The sequence below is a fragment of the Actinoplanes lutulentus genome, assembly GCF_003259845.1.
Lineage (GTDB): Bacteria > Actinomycetota > Actinomycetes > Mycobacteriales > Micromonosporaceae > Actinoplanes > Actinoplanes lutulentus.
The window spans coordinates 592567-613356 of the sequence record NZ_QLMJ01000001.1 but is presented as its reverse complement, the minus strand read 5'-3'; the positions used below and the strand labels follow the sequence as shown (position 1 = coordinate 613356).

At 68.5% G+C, this 20790-nt stretch carries 23 protein-coding genes; 15 read left to right on the top strand and 8 right to left on the bottom strand.

What is annotated here, in order from left to right; translation table 11 throughout:
- Positions 1 to 34: 34 nt before the first annotated feature.
- The gene (locus tag B0I29_RS02540; RefSeq protein WP_111647141.1) at positions 35 to 727 is read right to left on the bottom strand and encodes a hypothetical protein; all 693 of its coding nucleotides are present in this window, start codon (positions 725 to 727) and stop codon (positions 35 to 37) included.
- A gap of 115 nt (positions 728 to 842) precedes the next feature.
- On the opposite strand from B0I29_RS02540, the gene B0I29_RS02535 reads away from it, so the two are divergent.
- Positions 843 to 3830 carry an AfsR/SARP family transcriptional regulator gene (locus B0I29_RS02535; protein ID WP_146616693.1) on the top strand — a complete coding sequence of 996 codons (2988 nt, stop codon included), beginning with the start codon at positions 843 to 845 and terminating at the stop codon, positions 3828 to 3830.
- Positions 3831 to 3860: 30 nt separating this feature from the next.
- Here B0I29_RS02535 and B0I29_RS02530 read toward each other — a convergent pair whose 3' ends face one another.
- From B0I29_RS02530 to B0I29_RS02520, 3 genes are all read right to left on the bottom strand, one after another.
- Positions 3861 to 4793, bottom strand: coding sequence for an NAD-dependent epimerase/dehydratase family protein (locus tag B0I29_RS02530; RefSeq protein ID WP_111647139.1), 933 nt, complete (start codon positions 4791 to 4793; stop codon positions 3861 to 3863).
- 9 nt (positions 4794 to 4802) lie between these two features.
- The gene (locus B0I29_RS02525) at positions 4803 to 5309 is read right to left on the bottom strand and encodes a GNAT family N-acetyltransferase (protein WP_181557654.1); all 507 of its coding nucleotides are present in this window, start codon (positions 5307 to 5309) and stop codon (positions 4803 to 4805) included.
- A 105-nt stretch (positions 5310 to 5414) separates the two neighbouring features.
- Entirely contained in the window at positions 5415 to 5648 is a 234-nt protein-coding gene (locus B0I29_RS02520) for a hypothetical protein (RefSeq protein ID WP_111647137.1), read from the bottom strand.
- 242 nt (positions 5649 to 5890) lie between these two features.
- On the opposite strand from B0I29_RS02520, the gene B0I29_RS02515 reads away from it, so the two are divergent.
- Positions 5891 to 6982 (top strand): XRE family transcriptional regulator, encoded by a 1092-nt coding sequence (locus B0I29_RS02515; RefSeq protein ID WP_245972146.1) that lies wholly within the window; start codon positions 5891 to 5893, stop codon positions 6980 to 6982.
- Between the two features lie 4 nt (positions 6983 to 6986).
- Entirely contained in the window at positions 6987 to 8132 is a 1146-nt protein-coding gene (locus B0I29_RS02510) for a hypothetical protein (RefSeq protein WP_111647136.1), read from the top strand.
- Here B0I29_RS02510 and B0I29_RS02505 read toward each other — a convergent pair whose 3' ends face one another.
- On the bottom strand, positions 8133 to 9290 hold the full coding sequence (locus tag B0I29_RS02505; protein ID WP_375790587.1) for a lycopene cyclase family protein: 1158 nt from the start codon (positions 9288 to 9290) through the stop codon (positions 8133 to 8135).
- Between the two features lie 50 nt (positions 9291 to 9340).
- On the opposite strand from B0I29_RS02505, the gene B0I29_RS02500 reads away from it, so the two are divergent.
- From B0I29_RS02500 to B0I29_RS02485, 4 genes are read left to right on the top strand one after another with little or no spacing between them, the layout of a single operon-like run.
- Positions 9341 to 9706, top strand: a complete 366-nt coding sequence (locus B0I29_RS02500) for a YbaB/EbfC family nucleoid-associated protein (RefSeq protein WP_181557653.1) — start codon at positions 9341 to 9343, stop codon at positions 9704 to 9706.
- Positions 9699 to 10001, top strand: a complete 303-nt coding sequence (locus B0I29_RS02495) for a type VII secretion target (protein ID WP_111647133.1) — start codon at positions 9699 to 9701, stop codon at positions 9999 to 10001. Before B0I29_RS02500 ends, B0I29_RS02495 begins: the two co-directional genes overlap by 8 nt.
- Positions 9998 to 11281, top strand: a complete 1284-nt coding sequence (locus tag B0I29_RS45565) for a hypothetical protein (RefSeq protein WP_181557652.1) — start codon at positions 9998 to 10000, stop codon at positions 11279 to 11281. Before B0I29_RS02495 ends, B0I29_RS45565 begins: the two co-directional genes overlap by 4 nt.
- Complete coding sequence (locus B0I29_RS02485) at positions 11278 to 12117, top strand: hypothetical protein (protein WP_111647132.1); 840 nt, start codon at positions 11278 to 11280, stop codon at positions 12115 to 12117. The genes B0I29_RS45565 and B0I29_RS02485 overlap by 4 nt, the downstream gene beginning before the upstream one ends.
- Here the strand turns inward: B0I29_RS02485 and B0I29_RS02480 are convergent.
- Positions 12104 to 12673: a TetR/AcrR family transcriptional regulator gene (locus B0I29_RS02480; protein WP_245972176.1), complete on the bottom strand. Its 570-nt coding sequence runs from the start codon at positions 12671 to 12673 to the stop codon at positions 12104 to 12106. The two genes, B0I29_RS02485 and B0I29_RS02480, sit on opposite strands and share 14 nt — an antisense overlap.
- A gap of 109 nt (positions 12674 to 12782) precedes the next feature.
- Here B0I29_RS02480 and B0I29_RS02475 point away from each other — a divergent pair, with 109 nt between their 5' ends.
- Positions 12783 to 13817, top strand: coding sequence for an aldo/keto reductase (locus tag B0I29_RS02475; protein ID WP_111647131.1), 1035 nt, complete (start codon positions 12783 to 12785; stop codon positions 13815 to 13817).
- Positions 13814 to 14680 carry an LLM class flavin-dependent oxidoreductase gene (locus B0I29_RS02470; RefSeq protein ID WP_111647130.1) on the top strand — a complete coding sequence of 289 codons (867 nt, stop codon included), beginning with the start codon at positions 13814 to 13816 and terminating at the stop codon, positions 14678 to 14680. Before B0I29_RS02475 ends, B0I29_RS02470 begins: the two co-directional genes overlap by 4 nt.
- A 9-nt stretch (positions 14681 to 14689) precedes the next feature.
- Here B0I29_RS02470 and B0I29_RS02465 read toward each other — a convergent pair whose 3' ends face one another.
- Positions 14690 to 14893, bottom strand: coding sequence for a hypothetical protein (locus B0I29_RS02465; RefSeq protein WP_181557675.1), 204 nt, complete (start codon positions 14891 to 14893; stop codon positions 14690 to 14692).
- A gap of 138 nt (positions 14894 to 15031) precedes the next feature.
- On the opposite strand from B0I29_RS02465, the gene B0I29_RS02460 reads away from it, so the two are divergent.
- From B0I29_RS02460 to B0I29_RS02445, 4 genes are all read left to right on the top strand, one after another.
- On the top strand, positions 15032 to 15991 hold the full coding sequence (locus B0I29_RS02460; protein ID WP_111647128.1) for an extracellular catalytic domain type 1 short-chain-length polyhydroxyalkanoate depolymerase: 960 nt from the start codon (positions 15032 to 15034) through the stop codon (positions 15989 to 15991).
- Positions 15988 to 16782, top strand: a complete 795-nt coding sequence (locus B0I29_RS02455; RefSeq protein WP_220091261.1) for a poly(ethylene terephthalate) hydrolase family protein — start codon at positions 15988 to 15990, stop codon at positions 16780 to 16782. The genes B0I29_RS02460 and B0I29_RS02455 overlap by 4 nt, the downstream gene beginning before the upstream one ends.
- A gap of 29 nt (positions 16783 to 16811) precedes the next feature.
- A complete protein-coding gene (locus tag B0I29_RS02450) occupies positions 16812 to 17090 on the top strand; it encodes a hypothetical protein (protein ID WP_111647127.1) in 279 nt (92 codons plus the stop codon).
- A 69-nt stretch (positions 17091 to 17159) separates the two neighbouring features.
- Complete coding sequence (locus tag B0I29_RS02445) at positions 17160 to 17885, top strand: lysoplasmalogenase family protein (protein ID WP_111647126.1); 726 nt, start codon at positions 17160 to 17162, stop codon at positions 17883 to 17885.
- On the opposite strand, the gene B0I29_RS02440 is transcribed toward B0I29_RS02445, so the two are convergent.
- A complete protein-coding gene (locus tag B0I29_RS02440) occupies positions 17778 to 18950 on the bottom strand; it encodes a S8 family peptidase (protein WP_111647125.1) in 1173 nt (390 codons plus the stop codon). The genes B0I29_RS02445 and B0I29_RS02440 overlap by 108 nt on opposite strands.
- A 169-nt stretch (positions 18951 to 19119) precedes the next feature.
- On the opposite strand from B0I29_RS02440, the gene B0I29_RS02435 reads away from it, so the two are divergent.
- Together B0I29_RS02435 and B0I29_RS02430 are read left to right on the top strand one after the other, a co-directional pair.
- Positions 19120 to 19608: a CAP domain-containing protein gene (locus B0I29_RS02435; RefSeq protein WP_245972144.1), complete on the top strand. Its 489-nt coding sequence runs from the start codon at positions 19120 to 19122 to the stop codon at positions 19606 to 19608.
- Positions 19609 to 19748: 140 nt separating this feature from the next.
- Complete coding sequence (locus B0I29_RS02430; protein WP_146616692.1) at positions 19749 to 20771, top strand: HIRAN domain-containing protein; 1023 nt, start codon at positions 19749 to 19751, stop codon at positions 20769 to 20771.
- Positions 20772 to 20790: the final 19 nt, after the last annotated feature.

The following is a 20790-nucleotide window of genomic DNA, read 5'->3' as shown; positions in this document are numbered from 1 at the left end:
CGAGCCCGCTAAGGGCTCGGCGCGGCCGCGTGGATCAGTTGAGCCCCTTGGCGTCGATGACCAGTTCGTCGACCTGGGTCTTGCCCTTGTTCCACTTGCCGACCTTGTGCATCAGGTACGCGAACGTGGTGCCCGGCTCCCAGATGATCGTCGTGCTGCCGCTGGCGCTGCCCGACTTCTTCACGGTGAGCCGCATCTTGGTCGCGGACAGCACCTCGGCCTCGATCGCGCCGGTGGACTTGCCGGCCGCCGCGAACGACTCGGCGATCACGGCCTCGACGACCACCCAGATCGTCGAGACGATCCGGCCGTCACCGCCCTCCTGCGCGAGGAACTTCCGCGCCTTCCCGGCGTCCTTGTTGAGCAGCTCCTGCAGCGGACCCTCGTCGATCACGAACTTGGCCAGCTTGAGCTTCGCCGTCTTGGCCCGCTCGTACGAGAACGACGCCGTCCCCGACGCGGCGGCGGTGAAGTACTTCAGGCCGCCGTCGGCCTCGACCTCGGCCTTGGCCTGGCGCTCCCACTCCACGTCCGCGGTGGTGACGTAGTGGACCCGGCCCTTGAGCAGCGCCCGCTCGACGTGGTCGGTGACGTTCAGGCTGGCCTTCGTGCCCAGCGGGTCCTCTTTCTCGCCGTAGGAGCACATCACGATGTCTTCCGACTTGTCCCGGAAGTACCTCTCGCCGTTGTAGACGAAGGTGTGCTTGGCGACGCGTGACTCGGACATCTCTACCTCCAGTTGATGGGATGCGCCGAGCTTCGCCAGCCGCCGTTAGCGGTCCGTTAGCCATGACCCGTCAGTCGCCTAAGCGACTCGTCCGTTGTCCTGCGGCACTCGTCGGATGCCTGATGGGGGAGTGCGACTTCCCGGCGGGCCACCACGGGCGATCAGCGGCGAGATCCTGCGTACCCGCCTGATCGACCGCCTCGCCGCGCGCTGGGACGTGCCGGTCACCACCGTCGTGGCCGGTCCCGGGTTCGGCAAATCCACCGCGCTGGCCCAGGCGACACGCCTGCACGCCGCCGACCCGCGGGGCCTGGAAGCGTGGGTGACCTGCGAACCCGGCGACGAGGACGCCCGCCGGCTGGCCGCCGCGATCTGCCGCGCGTTCGCCGTCGACACCCCGGCGGTGAGCCCGCTCGACGCGGTGCTGGAGGCGCTGCGGTCCGCCTCGCCGATCGAGACGTGCCTGATCCTCGACGACTGCCACGAGATCCCGCCCGGCTCGTCCGGGCAGCGCCTGATCACCGACCTGGTGACCGGCCTGCCGCCCGGCGCGCACCTGGTGCTGAGCGGTCGCCGGCTGCCGTCGGCACGCCTGCACGCCGCCGACCTGCTCGACGGTGTGCTCGAAGCCGACCTCGCGTTCGACGCCGGCGAACTCGGCCAGGCCGCCCGGCACGCCGAACGCCCCGCCGCCGACGTCGCCGGCCTCGGCGGATGGCCGGCCCTGGTACGCCTCACCCTGGCCGCACCGGCCGGAGTGGCCCGCGACTACCTGTGGGAGGAGGTGATCAGCGCCCTCTCACCGGGTGACCGGGACGCGCTGCTCTGCCTCGCGGTCCTCGGCTCGGCCGACATCGCCACGCTGGGCGCACTCGCGCCGGTACCCCTGGAACTCGATCGGATCCCGCTGGTGTCCCGGTTCGGCGAGGGGGAGTTCCGCGCCCATCCGCTGTGGAACGATGCCCTGGTCAGGCTGATGCCTGCCGACCAGGTCGCGTCGGTCCGGGCCCGCGCCGCCGACCTGCTGCTGGACCGCGGTGACGCCCTGCGCGCCGGCAGCATCGCGATCGCGGCCGGCGACGTCGCGCTGCTGGACCGCGCGTCGGTGGTGCTCGTCGCGTCGACGCTTGCCACGTTTCCGCAGGACACCGGGGTGCGATGGCTCGCCGCCGTGCCGGAGGTCATGCACGACCGGCCGGGGTTGCGGCTGCTGACCGCCGCCACACGCTATGCGTCGCGTGCTGACGACGCGTTCATCGACGACATGGCGCTGAACCACGAGGATCCGCGGGTGAAGACGATCGCGTTGAGCCTCGCGACGATCGCCGCGCACGCCCGCGGCGACGAGAACCGGCTCGGCGCGCTCTTCCAGAAGTCCCTCGACCTTCCCGGCGCGGAGCGGGAACCCACGCTCCGGCTGCTCATGGCCGGCGTGCGTGGCGCGATCTTCGAGCTGATGGGCTCGATCGACGACGCCCTCGCGCTGCTCGACGACCTGCCGCCCGACGACGTGGATCAACAACCCGGCAAGATCATCGTACGGTTCCACGTCTATCTCCTGCTGCTCGCCGGACGCGCCGACGAGGCGGCGGTGATCGCCCAGAAATACCTGGCCGACTCGCCCTACGCCCACGTCCGCCGGATGCCGCAGTTCGCCCGCTGGATGGCCGGCGACCCCCGCGACCTGCTGCCCGCGGCCCACGACGCGAGCCACCCCGCCCACCTGCCCGAATCCGATGCCAACGACCGGTACCGCTTCAACTTCCTCGCCTTCGCGGCCGTCGTCGCCGCCTCCCTCGGCGACCGTTCCGCTCTCGATCACGTGTCGGCGCAGCTGGACGCGAGCGGCCTCGGCGCGGACACCCGGGACGCCGCGATGCTGGCCACCGCCTCCGCGGCCCGTGCCGTTCTGGACGGCGACGAACAGGCTGCCACCGCGGCGATCGCCGATTTCATCGCCGATCACCCGCTCGACGATCCGGTCGCCCAGGTGCATCTGCGGCGCTTTCTTGGGTACGCGTATGTGCTCTCACCGCAGGCACGAGAACTGTGGGACGCGGAGCCGCTGGGGCCGGCGCATCAACGGGTCCGGGAGGCCGTGCGCCTGTTGCTGGCCGGCCGGGCCGGCCGGCTGACGTCGACCGGCGACGTCACACCGGAGACCGTGCTGATCGCGTTGCCGCTGCCCTGGTCGGTCGAGCTGGCCGCCCACGCGACAGCGGCAGGCCTCCCGTTCGGCCGCCGGCTGATGCGATGGCTGGCCGACCGCCTGGGCAGGCGAGCCCACGAGGCGCTGCACCCGCTGCTTGCTGATCATGCGCGGCCGGCTCTGGTGGCCGGGGCCCGGCGGCTGCTCGCGGCGGTTCCGGCGCAGGCGGCGGGGCATGCCCGGGTCGAGGTACTCGGTCCGCTGCGCGTCGTGGTCGACGGCAACCCGGTCGAGCTGCGCCGCCGCCGGGTCCGGGAACTGCTGAGCGTGCTCGCCGCCCACGAGGAGATGGACCGCGACCGCCTGATGGACCTGCTCTGGCCCGACCTGGACCCGGCCGCGGCCGCCCGCAACCTGCGCGTCACCCTCACCTATCTCCGGCAGGCCCTCGGCCCGGACCACCTCCGATGCGACCGTTCCTGGGTGCGGCTGGCCCGCTCGGCGGCACTCACCGTGGACCTGGCCGAACTGCGCGACCACCTCGACGAGGCACGCCGGGCGAGACAGCGCGGCGACCCGGCGGCCGCCGACGCCGCACTCGGCGCGGCCCTGCGGCTCTGGCGCGGCGATCCTCTGACGGACCTGCCGACGACCGACTCGACAGCGGTGTCCCTGCTCGCCGAGCTGACCGAGGCCGCGCTGACCCTGGGGGAGCGGAGGCTGGCCCAGGGCGACACCACGGCGGCCGCCGACCTGGCCCGCCGCGCGATGGCCGCCGAGCCGTACGCCGAACGCGCCATGCGCCTGCTGCTCGCGGTGGAGACCCAGCGCCGGGACCCGGCCGCGCTGCGGCGCACGGTCTCCCGGGTACGCCAGACGCTCAGCTCACTCGGAGCGGCTCCCGAACAGGCGACCCGGATCGTGCTGCGCCAGGCCGAACTGGCCGTGCGATAAAGCCGGCGTCGCGGCCTTGTCAGCAGACGGTCATGCCGGCCAGGACTCCCAGGCTGAGCGGACCGCTTCCTCCAGCGAGAGCCGCCCGGCGAACCCCAGTTCCACCGCCCGCGACACGTCGGCGACCACCTCGGCAGCGTCGCCGGGCCGCCGATCACCCAGGACGAACGGCACCTCCTCGCCGGCGACGCGCCCGGCCAGGCGCACCAGGTCCAGCACTGACGTGCCCTGACCGCTGGCGACGTTCACCGCGAGGTGCCGCTGTTCCGTGGACCCGGACAGCAGCTCGACCCCGCGTACATAAGCTCTGGCCACGTCTTCCACGTGCACGTAATCCCGGACCGCGCTGCCGTCGCCGGTCGGGTAGTCGTGTCCGCGTACCACAAGTTTTTTGCCCTCGGAGAGGGAGCGAAAGACGGCCGGGAGCAACGCGGCCGGTCCGGTGTCCGCCGCGAACGGGTGCGGTCCGGCCCCGACGACGTTGAACTGGCGCAGCGCGATGGACCGCAACCGGGTCTCGCCGATGATCTGCTCACCCTCGAGTTTGGTCTTGCCGTAGGGGTTCACCGGCACCAGCGGCTGATCCTCGGCCGCGAGGGCCGGACCGGACTCGCCGTAAACCGCGGCCGACGAGGCGAACAGCAGCCGGTCGACACCCGCCCGGGTCATCGCCTCGACGAGGTTGTGCACGCCGTCGATGTTGTCGGGCCGGAAACCGGTGCCGTCCGGAGCGAACTTGCGGGCCGCCAGGTGAACGACCCCGGACGCCGGATGCCCGTCGAACAACCGGGCCAGGTCGTCGGTCTCGGTCACCGAGCCCTTGACCACGGTGACACCGGCGGGCAGCCGTTCGAGGCGTCCCGTGGAGAGATTGTCGAAAACCACCACGTCGTGGCTTTCACTGAGGAGGTGGACGACGTGCGCGCCGATGAAGCCGGCTCCACCGGTCACGATCCAGGTCAACGTCGTCCTTTATTCGTTGGGCGGGTCCAGCTTTTTAACGAACACAAGACACGGCTCCTGCACACGCACAGTGCTGCCGTCGTCGAGCACATGTTCACGGAACGTGGCGAGATGCTCGGCGCGCCACGCCGAGAAGCGTAGCCCTCTGTAGAGGTTGATGGCCGGATCGTTATCAGGATGCACGCCAAGGGCTACACGACGATGCCCGAGCGTGTACAAACGGTGTTCGGCCGCGCTGAGCAGTCGCCTGCCGATTCCGGAGCGTTGATGTTCATCCATCACTCTGAGGTGCTGGAGGAGAGGTACGCCAGGAAGGCCGTCGCGCAGTTCCGGCTCTTCAGGCGGCTCCAGCCTCAGAAAGATGTGGCCGACGAGGACTTCGCCGAGGACGGCGAAGAGAAGGATCCCCCGGCCTTTTCCGAGATGTTCGAGAAAGTAGTGCTTCTCGTCCCTGTGGTCGACGAGCTTGCGGACGTCCTCGTCCGAAGCCGCCCGTATCGACACGTCATCCTCCACCGCTGGCCTCCCCGCTGCGCGCCTTCGGTGATCGTGCCGTCTACGCGGCGCTGCTGTCGACAGGTCCAACATCGTCGATGGGGGCGGCAGCAGCGCGGTACGCCGTCAGCGGTTCAACAGCCCGATGATGACCACTGTGGCCAGCAGCCCGACCGCGAGGGTGTCGGCGATCAGCCGCGTCAGGATGAAGATGCGGATGATCTTGAAGGTGGCCCGGATGACCAGGTAGGTGATGAGAAGGACGGCGGCGAGGGCCGTCGCCGCGATGATCGCGGCCGTCAGATCCTGCGTGTACGCGGAGGAAATGGCTTCGATAGATGTCGGGACTGTGGTCTTCATGCGACCCCCTACAGTCGATCCACCTGTAGTGCAGGTTTACAACTGTAAGTTAGTGGAGTTCTTGGTCGCAATAACAAGAACAAAGTGGAACATGAGGATCCCCGGCCGGTGATTCACTCACGTCTCGGTAACGATCGGCCCGCCGGAGGCGCGTGGCGCCCTGGATCCCCTTGACCGGCCTGCTAGGGTGCGAAACGCACTTGTGACTTGTAGTACAGTGAAATTTTCTGGAGGTGCTGGTCGTGCACCCTCATCCCGGGCAGGTTCTGGCTGAGCGACTGCGCAAGCTGCGCAAGTCGCAGTGGCCGGACGTCTCGGTCACCCAGGGCGAGTTGGCCGAGGCGCTCAGCAGGCGGAAAAAGGCCAGCGTCCAGCTCGTCTCCTCCTGGGAGCGCACCGCCAAGCCGACGCCCCCGCCGGAGGACAGGCTCAACGCGATCCTGACCTTCTTCAGCACCCGCCGCTCGATCGAGACCCGGCCTTACCGGCTCATCAGCGAGCAGGAGCTCACCTCCGACGAGGCCGCCACCCGGGCCCGGCTCCGGGAGGAGCTTTTCGGGCTCCGCGAGGCCGCCCTCGCCTTCGCGGACGCCGAGACGTTCACCGCCGCCGTCACGCCGGCCCGGCACAGCATCGTCGGCCACGGTCCGTGGGCCTACAAGGAGGGTCCGGTCGTCATCGTCTGCGCCGAGCCCGGTGGCGGCGAGACCCCGTCGACCCTCGACCCGGACCGCTCCAAACTGTCCCGCCTTGCCGATCTCGACTCGCTGATCGAGCTGCACGGGCACATCCGCGCGGTCAATCCCGACCTCGACGTCCACTACGTCAGCGCCCGCGACATGGTCGACGACGACTGGGTCGCCCACCTCGTGCTGCTCGGTGGCATCGACTGGAACGACGCCACCCAGGACGCCATGCGGCTGACCCCCGTCCCGGTGGAACAGCGCTCCGATGACGACGACCCGAGCCGCGGATGCTTCCAGGTCGTTGGAGACGGCGGGGTCATCGACTCGTTCACCCCGGAATTCGAGGATCGTGGAGGTGTCCGGGTCTTGGTCCAGGACGTCGGCCACTTCTTCCGCGCGCCCAACCCGCTGAACCGGGAACGCACGATTTCCGTATGCAACGGAATGTACGGTAGTGGTGTATACGGAGCGGTTCGCACTCTCACGCATGACGTCTTCCGTGAGAAGAACGCCGAGTACCTCGCGCAGAACTTCGACGGCGACACGTACAGCCTGCTCTTCAAGGTTCAGGTGCTGACCGGCGGCGGCGCCGCCACTCCGGACTGGACCGCGCCGGACACCGTCCTGCACGCCTGGCCGAAGGGATAGGAACGTGCCGAGCCAGGTGTCGCATGTCGACGCCCGCGAACTCCACCACGGATCACACGCCGACCTTCTCGAGGAGGAATCCCTCCCGGCCGGGTCGTCATCCGTGCGGCTGGACGCCATCATTGTGCCCACGGCCTGGCCGGTCGACGCATTACGGCACGTCATGCAGATCGGTAAGGAAATCGACGTCCCGGTCGTCGCGTTGTGCAGCCGGGCCGCTTCCGCGGAACAGGCACGCCGGCTCGCCGACGACGAGAACGCCGCCGTTCTGGCGGTCGACGTCGACCAATCCCTGGCCCGCCGGCTTCCGTCGTTCGCCACTGATCGTCTGCTGCACAGAAGCGGTTTCGGATCGGTCAGCGACCTGAGCCTGAAACGCAATCTGGGCCTGGTCCTGGCACGAGGGTCGAGCTGGCGGCGCGTCCTTTTCCTGGACGACGACATTCACATCGACGACCCGCGCCACCTGCACCGCGTCGCCGGCCTCACCGATCGGTACCGCGCGGTCGGGCTCGCCAATCTCGGGTACGAGGACAACTCGGTCGTCTGTCACGCGTACCGGCAGATCGGCGGCGTCCAGGACACCTTCATCGGTGGTGGCGCGATGATCGTCGACGCGGCCCGGACCAGGTCGTTCTACCCGAACATCTACAACGAGGACTGGTTCTTCCTGCTCGGCGACGGCGTCCCGTTCCGGGCGGCCCGGGCCGGAGCGATGCGCCAGCGCCCCTACGACCCGTTCGCCAATCCGGCCCGCGCACTGGGCGAGGAATTAGGCGACACCCTGGCCGAAGGCCTGTTCTGGCTGCTTGATTCCGGCCAGAACATCGACACCGCGGTGAGCGCGTTCTGGGGCGACGCCCTGTACCGCCGCCGCCAGTTCATCGACCTGCTGCTGACCACGATGAAGAACGTCCCCGAGCACGACCGGATGCGCCGTTCGCTGGAGGCGGCCCGAGGCCGGAGCGCCGACATCACCCACTGGCTCTGCTCCAATTTCGTGGAACTGTGGAAAGCGGACCTCCAGAAATGGCAGGAGTTCCTGGACTGGAAAGTCCCGGTCACCTCCAACCCGGAGAAATTCCTGAACGAAATAGGGATGTCCCACAACGTCCAGCTTTCCGAGGCATGCCGCTCCCGCTTCTCCTGATCAGGTCCGGAGACTCCGCAACGCTGACCGCGCCATTGGAACCAGCGGCGTCGACCCCATCAGCGCCAGTTCCTCCGCCGGCGACGTCCGCCCGTCGAGGAACCGCAACACCCGATCCGGCGGATTGCGCAGGAACAGCCGCTCGAAGAACTCCGGCGCCGACACCAGCCCGCTGTCCCACGCGTGCAGCGCCACCGAATCCATCCACAGATGCCGACGCGGATAGGCGGCATCCGGCACCGGGTCACGACCGCTTCTGATCAGCTCGGCGATCTGCGTGGCCTGCCGCCGCATCGCCGAGAACGTGTACCCCGTCGACGGCCGCGTCGCCCCGCCCGCCGTCCCGATCCGCACAACGCGCGCCGACGGCCTCCGCTCGAACGGCGCATCCGTCATCGGAATCGCACCGTCCTCAACCTCGTCAACAATCAAATTCCCCAGACCCAACTGCCTTGCGTACGCACGAAGCGCCTCGTCATAGGCAGAATCCCCGAGCCGGCGGGGCGAGAACTCGGTGTACTCGATGAGCGCGGTGTTCGCACTGGTCGGCAGCACGTATCCGAAGGACACCCCATGCGCCGGCTGCGGCGTCCGGAAATCCATCAGAACAGCCGACTCCGGATCGAAGATCGGGGTTTCGGAGCGCACCCACCACCCGCGGAAATGCTGAAGCCAAAACGTGCGGCCGGGCCTCGCGGGCTTGACCGGCCGCGAATCGAGCACCCAGCGTGCTCGGAGAACCGAGGCCCCATCGGCGTCGAGGATGTCGACGGAGGAGCCGTTGTCGACGAGATCGCCGACATTCGCGACGACGGTGTGCGCGGCGAGACGGTCGGCGGCCTCGGCCGCGAGCCCGAAGATCGGCTCGGAGCGGACCATGGCGTAACGCATCGGGCTGAGATCGAGCCGCTGCTTCCCCGACGGCCCGAAAAGATCGACCCCCGGCCACTGGGCATCCAGCACCGGATCGAGCTCATCCGTCGGCCCGGTCCAGAAAGCCCAGGTCCGGCGCTTGGAGTCGGCCGCGTCCAGCCCGGCCGGATCGATGACGGCGACCCGCAACGGCGTGGTCAGCGCCGACAGCACCAGCGCCGCAGCGCCGCCGAACCCGACCAGCGCGAGATCAACCTCCACCGGCCTGAGGATACGCACCCGAATGAACCGGTCGCCCAGCCCGCGGGTATGCGTCGGAGAAGGGGGTGGCTGCAGTGAGGGACATCGATGCTGCCGACGAGTGGCTGGAGAGCTGGACCGCGCGCATCGACGCGCAGGCCGCGCGTGCGGCGCAACTCGCGCAGCGGGTGGCCGCGCTCAGCGCGCAGGCGCGAGGCCACTACGCGACGGTCACCGTGGGTGCGAACGGCCAGGTCACCGACCTTTCGCTCGATTCACGGATGTACGAGTTGAGCCCCGAAGAATTGAGCGCGGAGATCCTGGCCGTGATGCGGTCCGCCCAGCAGTCGCTCGTCTCACTGGTGTCCGACGAGGTCCGGGAAACCGTGGGCGCCGACTCCGAAACGGGCCGGGCCGTGGTCGACGGATTCACCAACCGATTCGGAGAAGTCGATGGCTGAATTCGTGGATCTGCCTGTCGAATCGGTCATGCGGCACGCGTCGGCGGTCGAGGGGGTCGCCGACGCGGTACGCACGGCCCGCTCGGCGGTGAGCCAGGTGTCGATGGACCCCGGGGCCTACGGGATGTTGTGCGGATTCCTGCCGGCGATCCTGTCCGGCGTTTTCGAGGTGGCCGTCGTCGCCATGAACGGCAGCGCCGAGGCGTTGCAGGAGACCGCGCTGAACGTGAAGTCGGCGGTCAGCTCCTTCCAGAGCACCGACGACTTCTCGGCCGGTGAGATCAGGTCACCGTGACCGCCCCGGTCTCCGCCCTGAGCGGCCTGGGCCTCGTCGACGACGCCCGCCAGATCGCCTCGGGCATCCAGAACGGCAGCTGGATCGACGCGTCACTAGGCGGCGTCGGGGTCTCACTGGAGGCGTTATCCCTGGTCCTGGACCCGCTGGGCAGCCTGGTCAGCTGGGGCGTCGGCTGGCTGCTGGAGCACGTGTCGGTGCTCCGCGAGGCCCTCGACCACCTGGCCGGCAACGCCTCAGCGGTCTCCGCCCAGGCCGCGCAGTGGCAACAGGTGTCATCAGCGATGGCGTCGGCCCGGCAGTCCTACCTGGCCGGAATCGAGGCGGACACCACAGCCTGGGCCGGCGGCGCGGCCGAGGCGTACCGCACGCACGCTGCCACGCAGCTCACGGCGATGGAAGGCATCGGGGTCGCGGCAGGCGGGATCGCTTCAGCAGTCGAGGGTACGGGCCTGCTGGTAGCCCTGGTCCGCGAAATAGTCCGCGACCTGATCGCCGACTTCGTGGCAACGCTGGCAGTGAGATTGCCGCAGTGGCTGGCAATGGAGGGCTTCTCACTGGGCGTGGCCACCCCACTCGTGGCGAGCCAGGTAGCAAGCCTGGTAGCCAAATGGGCCAACCGAATCCAACATTTCATCCGAGGCCTCCTATCCAGCCTCCGCCGCCTGCTCCCGATGACCGACTGGCTCCGCAAGGTCCTGGAGAAGCTGCGAGAGCTGATGAACGACCTCGCCCGAAAGCTGCCAGGCTTCCACCGAGCCGACTCCTCCGCGAGTCCGCCGCCATCCGGAGGGGGAAGCGCAGGCGGCGGAGGACCGAGCGTGCCACCACCCGGCCCACCGTGGCGCGGCCGCGACGACATCCCCGGCCCCGCCCGAGGCAAGGACCTGAAGCCGCCGCACCCCAGGCACAGCTTCGCCGGGATCAAGCACGGTCAGGTCAGAAAGGAGAACACATTCATCCTGCGAGGTAACGAGGCCGCGGTGCAGGATGACGTCAGGCAGATCGCGGACGGCAACGCGAACTTCCTCAAGGACACCGGCGACTACGAAGTGAACGGTCGCATCTATACGGTCGAGCCCAGCGGAACCGTGTTCCCGGTCTCCGGTCCGGGACTCGTGCCTCTCAACAACAATGAATACGCGGCGCTGAAGGAGATCGCACGGGCAGACGGTGATGTGGATGCGGTGAAGGCCTTCCAGCACAATCCGCGATTCCTGAACAACCCCGAGGCGATTGCGAAGGCTAAGTCGATCTACGACGGGACATACTCCGAATGACCTACTACATGTTCCTGCTGGGTGGCCTTCACCTCGTCCGGCTGAAGGCGGCTCTCGCCAGGTACGCCGGTGTGACCGAAGACGAGGTCGACATCAGTGTCCCCGACGACATGGAGCGAAACTGGCAGGCCGCCGTGCTGTGCACCTATGAGCCTGCCGATGGCGACATCACCTGGTCGCTCGACATCTACTTGCGCGATGTGGACCGCGGTGACGAGGCGCTCGCGGAACAGCTCGCACGCGGGCTCGGAGAGCCGGTTCTCTACTCGGCACAGAACCTTCCGCCGAGCGCTCATTGGCTGGTGGAGGCGGACGGCTCGCGGACCAGGGCCCGTGTGTACGAAGCGGATGACGAGGTCGAGGCTTTGACCCTCACCATCGACGCTGTCGAGCGTCCGGTCGCGGCTCTGCCGAACGTCCGTGTCGAGGTCCAGCCGGAGGTCATCCGCCATCACAGGATGACGACCCCGGTCGTTGATGGACTGCGGATGCTGCTCGCTGACGAAGCCGAGGATCCGGCGTATCGCGACGCGCTGTGGGAGGTATTGAACGGTCTCGTTGCCTGGGAGGCCATGACCGTACGGATGGCATCGGGCTGGCCGCCGGATGGCTGGTACCCGTTTGAGTACTGGCAGGAAGACCTCGGTTACCGGGACTCCCTCGCCGTCGACATCGGGAAGCTCCCGCACGAGGTGGCCGAGACGTTGAACGCGGCGGTGGGCATGTTCGACGAGGATTTCCGGGCCGGCACTGCTGAGATTTCCGGCGTCTCGCCGGAGAAGGCCTGGTGGTGGCACCGCGCTCCCGAACCACCGCCCTGGATCAGGAAGGCCTGACCCGCAACCCGGCGATGAGGAGCGCCACCAACCGGCGGGCGTCGTAACTCTTGTCAGTATCAGCTCCGATGCAGAGGTTTCCCACGCCCCGCATCAGCTCCAGCGCCGTGATGTCCGCGCTTATCTCGCCCGCCTCCGTCGCCGCCTCCAGCAACCCCGCGCAGACCGGCAACAGACGCTCCAAGAAATATCCGTGCAGCGTCTGGAACGTCGCGTCGTCCGACTGCAGCGCCCCCGCCAGCCCGTGCTTCGTCACCAGGAAGTCGACGAACAGATCGATCCAGCTCGCCAGCGCCGCGTGCGCTGACTCGCTTGCCGCCAGCAGCTCCGGGCCGGCTTCGGCGCACGCCTCGATCTGGTGCCGGTAGACCGCTACCACCAGGTCCGCCCGGGTCGGGAAGTGGCGGTAGATCGTGCCCACCCCGACGCCCGCCCGCCCGGCGATGTCGCGGACTCCGACGTTCACGCCGGACGCGACGAACGCCGCGGCTGCCGCGTCCAGCAGCGTCTTCTCGTTGCGCTGGGCGTCGGCGCGTTTGCGTGGGACCACGGAAATGTCTCCTCCGTCACGCCTCTTGGTAAACGGAACAGCGTTCCGTATGTTGGTTAACGGAACGGGGTTCCGCTTGGGCCTCAAGCATGACAGATCATCAGGAGGATCGGCTATGCGGTACCGCACCCTAGGTCGCACCGGTGTGCAGGTCAGCACGCTCGTGCTCGGCGCCATGAACTTCGGGAAGATCGGCAACACCACGCAGGACGAGGCCACCGCGATCATCGACGCCGCCCTCGACGCGGGGATCAACATGATCGACACCGCTGACATGTACGGCACCGGCGAGTCCGAGGAGATCGTCGGCAAGGCCATCGCCGGCCGCCGCGACGACATCGTGCTCGCCACCAAGGCGACAATGCCGATGGGGGAGGAGCGCAACCACCGGGGCAGCTCCCGCCGCTGGCTGGTCACCGCGCTCGACGACAGCCTGCGCCGGCTCGGTGTCGATCACGTCGACCTCTTCCAGATCCACCGCTGGGACCCGCTGGCCAGCGACGAGGAGACCCTGTCGGCACTGACCGACCTGCAGCGCGCCGGCAAGATCCGATCCTTCGGATCGTCCACCTTCCCCGCTTATCGCATCGTCCAGGCCCGGTGGGCGGCGCGCGACAATCACCTCCTTGGGTACGCCTCTGAGCAGCCCAGTTATTCAATCCTGCAACGTGGCATCGAGGCACACGTGCTGCCGGTGACCCAGGAGTACGGCATGGGCGTGCTCGCCTGGAGCCCGCTCGCGTCCGGCTGGCTCTCCGGCGCCGTCCGCGCGGGGCAGGAGATCACCACGAGCCGGTCGGCGATCCTGCCGGAACGCTTCGACCTGACCACCGCGTCCAACCGCGCCCGCCTCGACGCCGTCGAGCAGCTGGTGAAGGTGGCCGACGAGGCCGGCCTGACCCTGATCCAGCTGGCGCTCGGCTTCGTGACGGCACACCCCGCCGTGACGAGTGCGATCGTCGGTCCGCGCACCCTTGACCACTTGCGGTCACAGGTTGCCGCCGCTGACACGGTGCTCACCGCCGATGTGCTGGACGCTATCGATGCGATCGTCGCTCCGGGCACCGACCTGGCCCCGCAGGAGAAGTTCGACACGCCTCCGGCGCTGCTCGACAGCTCGCTGCGGCGTCGCGCCGGAGGAGCCCGATGACACCCAGCCTCGGCATCATGACCGCCCCGATGAACGTCGACTACCAGGACATACTCCGGGTCTGGCGGGAAGCCGACGACATCGTCGAGATCGAGCACGCGTGGCTGTTCGACCATCTCATGCCTATCGGTGGCGACCCGCTCGGTCCCGCGTACGAAGGTTGGTCCTTGCTCGCGGCCATGGCCGCGCAGAGCCGGCGGCTGCGTCTGGGGTTGCTCGTGAGCAGTAATCGTTTCCGGCCACCGGCCATGCTCGCGAAGATCGCCGCGACCGTCGACGTCGTCTCCGGCGGCCGCCTCGACTTCGGCATCGGTGCCGGCTCGCGGCCCAGTCACCCTCTGGCGAGGCGAGAGTACGACGGACACGGCCTGCCCTATCACGACTTCACGCACTCGGTGGATGCCCTGGCGGAGGCGTGCACTGTCATCCGGCGCTTGTGGACCTCGCCCGAGCCGTTCGACTTCAACGGCGAGTACGTCCAGCTCACTGGCGCCTTCGGCAACCCGAAACCGATCCAGCGACCGCACCCACCGATCGTCATCGGCGGCCGATCGAGCGCCCTGCTGAGGGTAGTCGCCGAACACGCCGACGTGTGGAACATCCCGGGCGGCGACCTGGCCGACGCGGTCAGCCGCAGCGCCCTGCTGGACCGATACTGCACCGAGATCGGCCGAGACCCGGCATCGATCACCCGCTCAATCCACCTGCCAGTGAATTACGAACGGCCTGCTGACACCCGCACCGCGATCGCGGAGGCGGTAGGGGCGGGGTTCGGGCATGTGGTGCTCGGGCTCCAGGCGCCATACCCGGACAAGGTCGCACGGTGGGTCGCCGACGAGCTGATCACGAAGTCGGCCCGATGACCGCTCACATCAAGTGGAGACTTGATCCGGGTCGCCGTCCATCTTCGGGTGCTCGAACGCTCTGCTCAGCCGGTCGGTCTTGGGGAGCAGGGTGCGCAGGCTGGTCAGCGGGGCCCGGATGAAGTGCCGGATTCTGTTGGCCCAGCCCGCGACCAGGCTTGCCACCTGACTCGCCACCGCCGGCGTGGCGACGCCCAGGGTCAGGCCCTCCATTGCGGTCACGTGCGCGGCGGCGTGGGCTTCTCTGCCTGGGTGTACCGATCCGGGCGTGTGCCGGTTCAAGGCAGGTGGTTTCGCCGATTCGCGGAGTCATTCAATCGACGAGCATCACTTGATGTGAAGAGTTTTCTCTTGTCCCTGTTGCTGGCTGTCACCCCGGTCAGCCTGGTCGCCCCAGTCGCCTCGGTCTCGGCCTCCGGGTTCGGGGAGGTTGTCGGCTTCGGGTCGAACCCCGGCAATCAGCGCATGTTTCTCTACACGCCGGCCACGGCCGGGCCGGGCGCCGCTGTCGTTGTTCTCTTTCACGGCTGTGGCGGGCAGGCCGTGAACCTTGATGTCAGCACCGGCTGGCGTAAGTACGCCGACCTCTACGGTTTCCACATCGTGATGCCGGAGCAGAAGCCGGAGAACGTCGGTTCCGGCGGGCTCGTCCCGCACAAGTGCTTCAGCGCCTGGAACGACCCGGACCGCACCCGAGCCGGCGAGGGTGAGGCGAAATCGGTCATCCAGATGGTCGATCACGTGGTCGGCACGCAACAGGCCGACCGTGACGAGGTCTTTGTGACCGGCTATTCCGGCGGCGGCGCGGCCACGAACGTCATGCTCGCCGCGTATCCCGATCGGTTCCGGGCCGGTGCCGTCTTCTTCGGGATGCCGTACGGCTGCGCCAGCTCGGAGACGCTCTACTTCCTGATCGGGGGGCCCTGCTCCGGGTCGCGGGCCACCGCGACCAAGGACATCCGGACCGCGTACCCGGGATATGCCGGCCCGCGTCCGCCGGTGCAGATCTGGCACGGCGGGCAGGACCGGCTGATCAGCCCGCGTTCGCTGGACCGCCAGCGTGACCAGTGGGCCGACGTGTTCGGAATCAGCCGCGTGCCGGTGAGCACGACGACGCCGGTCGCGAACGTCACCAGGAAGACCTACGAATCCGCGCGGATCGAGACCTGGGAGCTCGCCGGCATGGGTCACGAGCAGCCCATCAACCCCGGGACCGGCCTGGAGAACTGCGGCACAGCGGGCCAGGGGTTCGCGGCGATCTGCGGTCCCTTCGAAGCCACGAAATTCTTCAAGATCGGAGCAGACGCATGAAGAGGATCATCGTTGCCCTGGCAGTGGCGGCGACCACAGTGATCATGACACCGGCCTCCGCGGAAGCGGGTCCGTATCCGGCCGGCTACGAGACCACGGTCCGTCTCTACAACCACACGATCTATCGGCCGGCCACGATTCCGGCGGGCGTCACGGTGCCGGTTGTGGTCTGGGGGAACGGGGCGTGCCGGGCTGACGGCACCTGGTTCGAGAACATTTTGACCGAGTTCGCGTCGCACGGCTTTCTGGTGATCGCTAACGGTCGGCCCGGTGGGACCGGCAGCACCGACGCGGACATGTTGACCGATGCCATCGACTGGGCCGTCGCGGAGAACGGCCGGGTCGGCAGCAAGTACCGCGGAAAGATCGACACCGCGAAGGTCGCGGTGATGGGTCAGTCCTGCGGTGGGATCGAGGCTGTCGAGGCGAGCGACGACCCCCGCGTCGACACCTCGGTCTTCTGGAACAGCGGCCTGCTCAGCGATCTGGAGAACTACCGGCTGGCCCGGCTGCGCGGCCCGGTCGCCTACTTCACCGGCGGTCCGGACGACATCGCGTACCCGAACGCGGTCGACGATTACGGCCGGCTGCCGGGCGGGACCGCGGCGCTTCTCGCGCACCTGCCGGTCGGTCACTACGGTACGTTCGCCCAGCCCGCCGGTGGTGAGTACGGCCGGGTCGGCTCGGCCTGGCTGAAGTGGCAACTGAAGGGTGATCAGGCCGCTCGCGCCACGATCCTGGGACTCGGGAACGACACGCAGTGGACGGTCACGAGCACGAATTTGGGTTGATCCACAGAAGCACGGGCAAACTTGTAGATGTGAACTGGCTCGAATTCACCCTGCTGCACGCAGAAACGCCGCGTACCGTCCACGTCGACGGTGCGGAGGTCGGCCCCTGCCTCGTCAAAGAGCGCGTGATCTTCTGCCCGCCCGACACGGTCGCGGCGCCGGGCACCCGGGTCACCCTGCCCGGTGGCCGTGCCGTGCGGGTGCGCAACGCCGTCTTCATGGACGCCTGCGGCACCGGCCTGCCCGAGCACTGGCAGCTGGACGTCGAGGCGGATCGGTACTGCCACGCCGGCCGCAAGCGGGTGTGAGAAGAGCGGGTGAACCGGACATTAACAACTGGTTGGACCTGTTGACGAGCGCTCGGTGACGCCATCAAGATGCCCGCCATGATGCGGGTTACGGCGGGTTCGACCCTGCCGCTGAAATTGTTCGCTGTGGTCGCCGCCGTGGAAGTCGCGGCTGTGACCATCGGCGTGCCCGCGTTGCAGTGGATCACGAGGCCGCTGCTGGTCCCGCTGTTGATCTGGTTCCTGATCAGAAAACGACAGCCGGACATGGTCGTCTATGCACTCGGCTTCGCCGCCGCCGGTGAGATCGCTCTGCTGATCCCGAACCGGGGTGGCCTGCTCACCGGCATGGTGTTCTTCCTCGGCACCCTGGTCTGCCTCACGCTGGCCTTCCTGAACAGGGCCAAGCCGCTCCCGGCGCCGTCGGCCTTCTTCGCGCTGCTGGCCGTCTCGGGCAATGCGCTGTTCGGTGACCAGTGGGGTGCTTTGCGCGTACCCATGCTGGTTTATAGCCTGGCGCTGGCCGCCATGGCCGCGGCAGCGGCAGGGGTTTCGCTGTTGATTGCGGCTGGTGGTGCGCTTTTCCTGGTTTCTGACGTTCTGACCGGGCTGTCGAACGACGATCTCGACCCGATCGCGGTTGCGCTGCATGCGGCCGCGCTCGCCCTGATCGTCATCGGGTGGGCGCGGCCGCAGGACGAGCAGGGATCAGAACGCGCCGGTGTAGAGCAGCCGGTTCGGCGAACCCGAGCCTGGGCTGGTCACGACGCCGGTGGTCGCGTTGCTGACGATGGCGCTGTGTACCTGAGCAGGTGAATCGGCGGGGTGGGTCGCGAGGTAGAGCGCGGCCGCTCCGGCGACGTGTGGTGACGCCATCGACGTGCCGCTGATCGTGTTGGTGGCGGTGTCGCTGGTGTTCCACGTCGAGGGGATGCTGATGCCCGGCGCGAAGACGTCGACGCAGGTCCCGCGGTTGGCCCAGGACGGTTTCGCGTCGCTCGCGTTGGTGGCCGAGACGGTGATGGCGGTGCCGACGCGGGCCGGTGACTGGGTGCAGGCGTCAAGGGCGAACAGGCCGAGGAATCCGTTTCCGGCCGCGATCGCGTAACTGACCCCGGATGCGATCGACGCGCTGACCGCGTTGTCCAGGGCGGTGTCGGCGCTGCCGCCGAGGCTCATGTTGGCGACCGCGGGTTTGACGGCGTTCGCGGTGACCCATTCGATGCCGGCCACCACCTGCGCGGTCGTCCCGCTGCCCTCGCAGTCGAGCACCCGCACGCCGACCAGCTGCACACCCTTGGCGACACCGTAGGCGCTGCCGCCGACCGTTCCCGCCACGTGCGTGCCGTGCCCGTTGCAGTCGTCCGCCGCGCCACCGTCGACCGCGTCGAACCCGCTGGTCGCGCGGGCGCCGAAGTCCTGGTGGGTGGTCCGGATGCCGGTGTCGATGATGTAGGCGTGCACGTTCGACGCGGTCGTGCCGTACGTGTAGGCCGCGTTCACCGGCCGGTTGCGCTGATCGATGCGGTCCAGGCCGTAGGACGGCGGGTTCGCCTGCGTGTCCGAGATCCGATGGACCACGTTGGGCTGCACAAACGCGACGTCCGGGTCGGCAGCCACCTGCCGCGCCTTGCGCTCCGTCATGCTCGCCGCAAAACCGTTCAAGACCCTTTGGTACGCGTGAAGCACTGTCGCGTCGTGTTCCGCGGCGACGGCGCTCGCCAGTTTGCCGGACTTCAGCACCACGATGTAGCTCCCGGGCACCACCTCGGCGCCGGGCACCGCGCGTACGTCGGCTTCGGCAGGGGCCGCCTGGGCGCCTGTCGTGAGCCCGAAGAGCGCGAGTGCGGTAGCGGTGGAGACAGCGAGGATCCTTCTCATCTGTTTCTCCCAACGTCGGGTGTGCAGACGCTAACACTCCGCATTTATATCTGTGAATGCTTCTGCAACCTGATGGCGACCGGTGCACTCCCGGTCGGTGATCCGGGCGGCGGGCGCGGCGCCGAACAGAACGGTGTAACCACGGAACACCGACGAGAGGGTCAACTCCTTGCGCAACGCTCTTCGCCGCTTCGCCCTGGCCGCCCTCATCGCCCCGGCCGCCATCGGCGCCGCTCTGATGATCGCGTCCCCGGCCGAGGCCGCGCCGAAGGCGTCCGAGGTGTCCCTGCAGGCCGAGATCAACCGCCTCGTCGACGTCGAGCGCACCGCGAACGGCTGCGCCGCGCTGACCGTGAACGACCAGCTCACCACCGCCGCCCGCAACCACAGCGGCTGGATGGCGCAGACCGGCGAGTTCTCGCACACCGGCAAGGCCGGCTCCGACTTCTTCGCCCGGGTCGCCGAGGCCGGGTACGCCAAGCCGGCCGCCGAGAACATCGCGTGGGGTTACCGCTCCGCCGAGCAGGTCGTCGCCAGCTGGATGAAGAGCCCGGGCCACCGCGCCAACATCCTGAACTGCGCGAACACCACCGTCGGCGTCGGCGCTGTCTACGCCGAGAGCGGCACCCCGTACTACACCCAGAACTTCGGCTCTTGATTCTCCTGAGCTGATGGAACGAGCGATGCCCCAGCCGATCCCCCTGCGGTTGGGGCATCGCTGTCGTCGCACAGACGGCTGCGCAGGGTCACCTGATCGAAGGGTGTGGCGCGGTTTGTCCATCCGTACGCTTGCTGTCCATGTCGGTTGGGTTTGACCTCTGGGGACAGCGCGGCTGGGCCGAGGTGGAAGTGGTGGGCGAGTCGCATTACGCGACCGCTCTCAAAGCCACCTTCGGGCGGCCGCCGGACGGTGGCGACGAGATCGAGACCGTCGTGCGGCTCACGCCGGAACCGCGCAATCCGCATGACCGGAACGCTGTCTCGGTGTGGGCCGGAGCCGGCCAGATCGGGTACCTCTCCCGTGCCGATGCCGCCCGCTATGCGCCGGTGCTGTCGGAGCTGGCCGGCCAAGGCTGGGATCCGCGGGTCACCGCGCACATCTGGGGCGGGGACTGGGGGCACTCGGCGCGCCTTGAGCTGGCCGCGCCGCATCTTCTCGTACCGGCGAACGGCGCGCCGGCCGGCCCGCATCTGATGCTGCCGCTCGGCGGGGCCATCCAGGTGACGGGGGAGGAGAAGCACCTCGACGCGCTGATCCCGTGGTTGTGCGCTGAGGGCGAGTGCTGGGTGCACGCGACGCTGCACGAGGTGTCCGAGCAGCTGGCGCGCAGTGTGCGTACCGTCGCTGAGGTCCGTGTCGACGGGGCGCGAGTGGGTCAGCTGACGCCGAAGATGAGCGGCGAGGTTCTGCCCGCGGTGCGGTTGCTCGCCGAGGGCGGGCTGGTCGCCGGGGTCCGGGCGATCGTGAAGGGGAACCGGATCAAGGCTGAGGTCGTGCTGCATGTGGCGCGGGCTCATGAGCTGCCGGAAAGCTGGATCACGGACGCGCATGTCTACGCGGTGAAGCTGGCTACCGGGGCGCCTGTGGTGGAGATTCCGGTTTCGCCGCCTGTTGTTCCGGCTGAGCCGGCTTTCGTGGCGCCTGCGGCCGCTTGGGATCCGGTGGTCATTCCGCCGGAGCCGTCCGGCGTGAGGTTCGTCGTCCCGCCGAGCTGGCCCGCGCCACCCGCCGGATGGAAACCGCCACCCGGGTGGCGGCCCGACCCGGCTTGGCCGGCGCCGCCGTACGGCTGGCAGTGGTGGATTCCGAGCTGGGACTGACCGGGCTTCTTCCCACCGA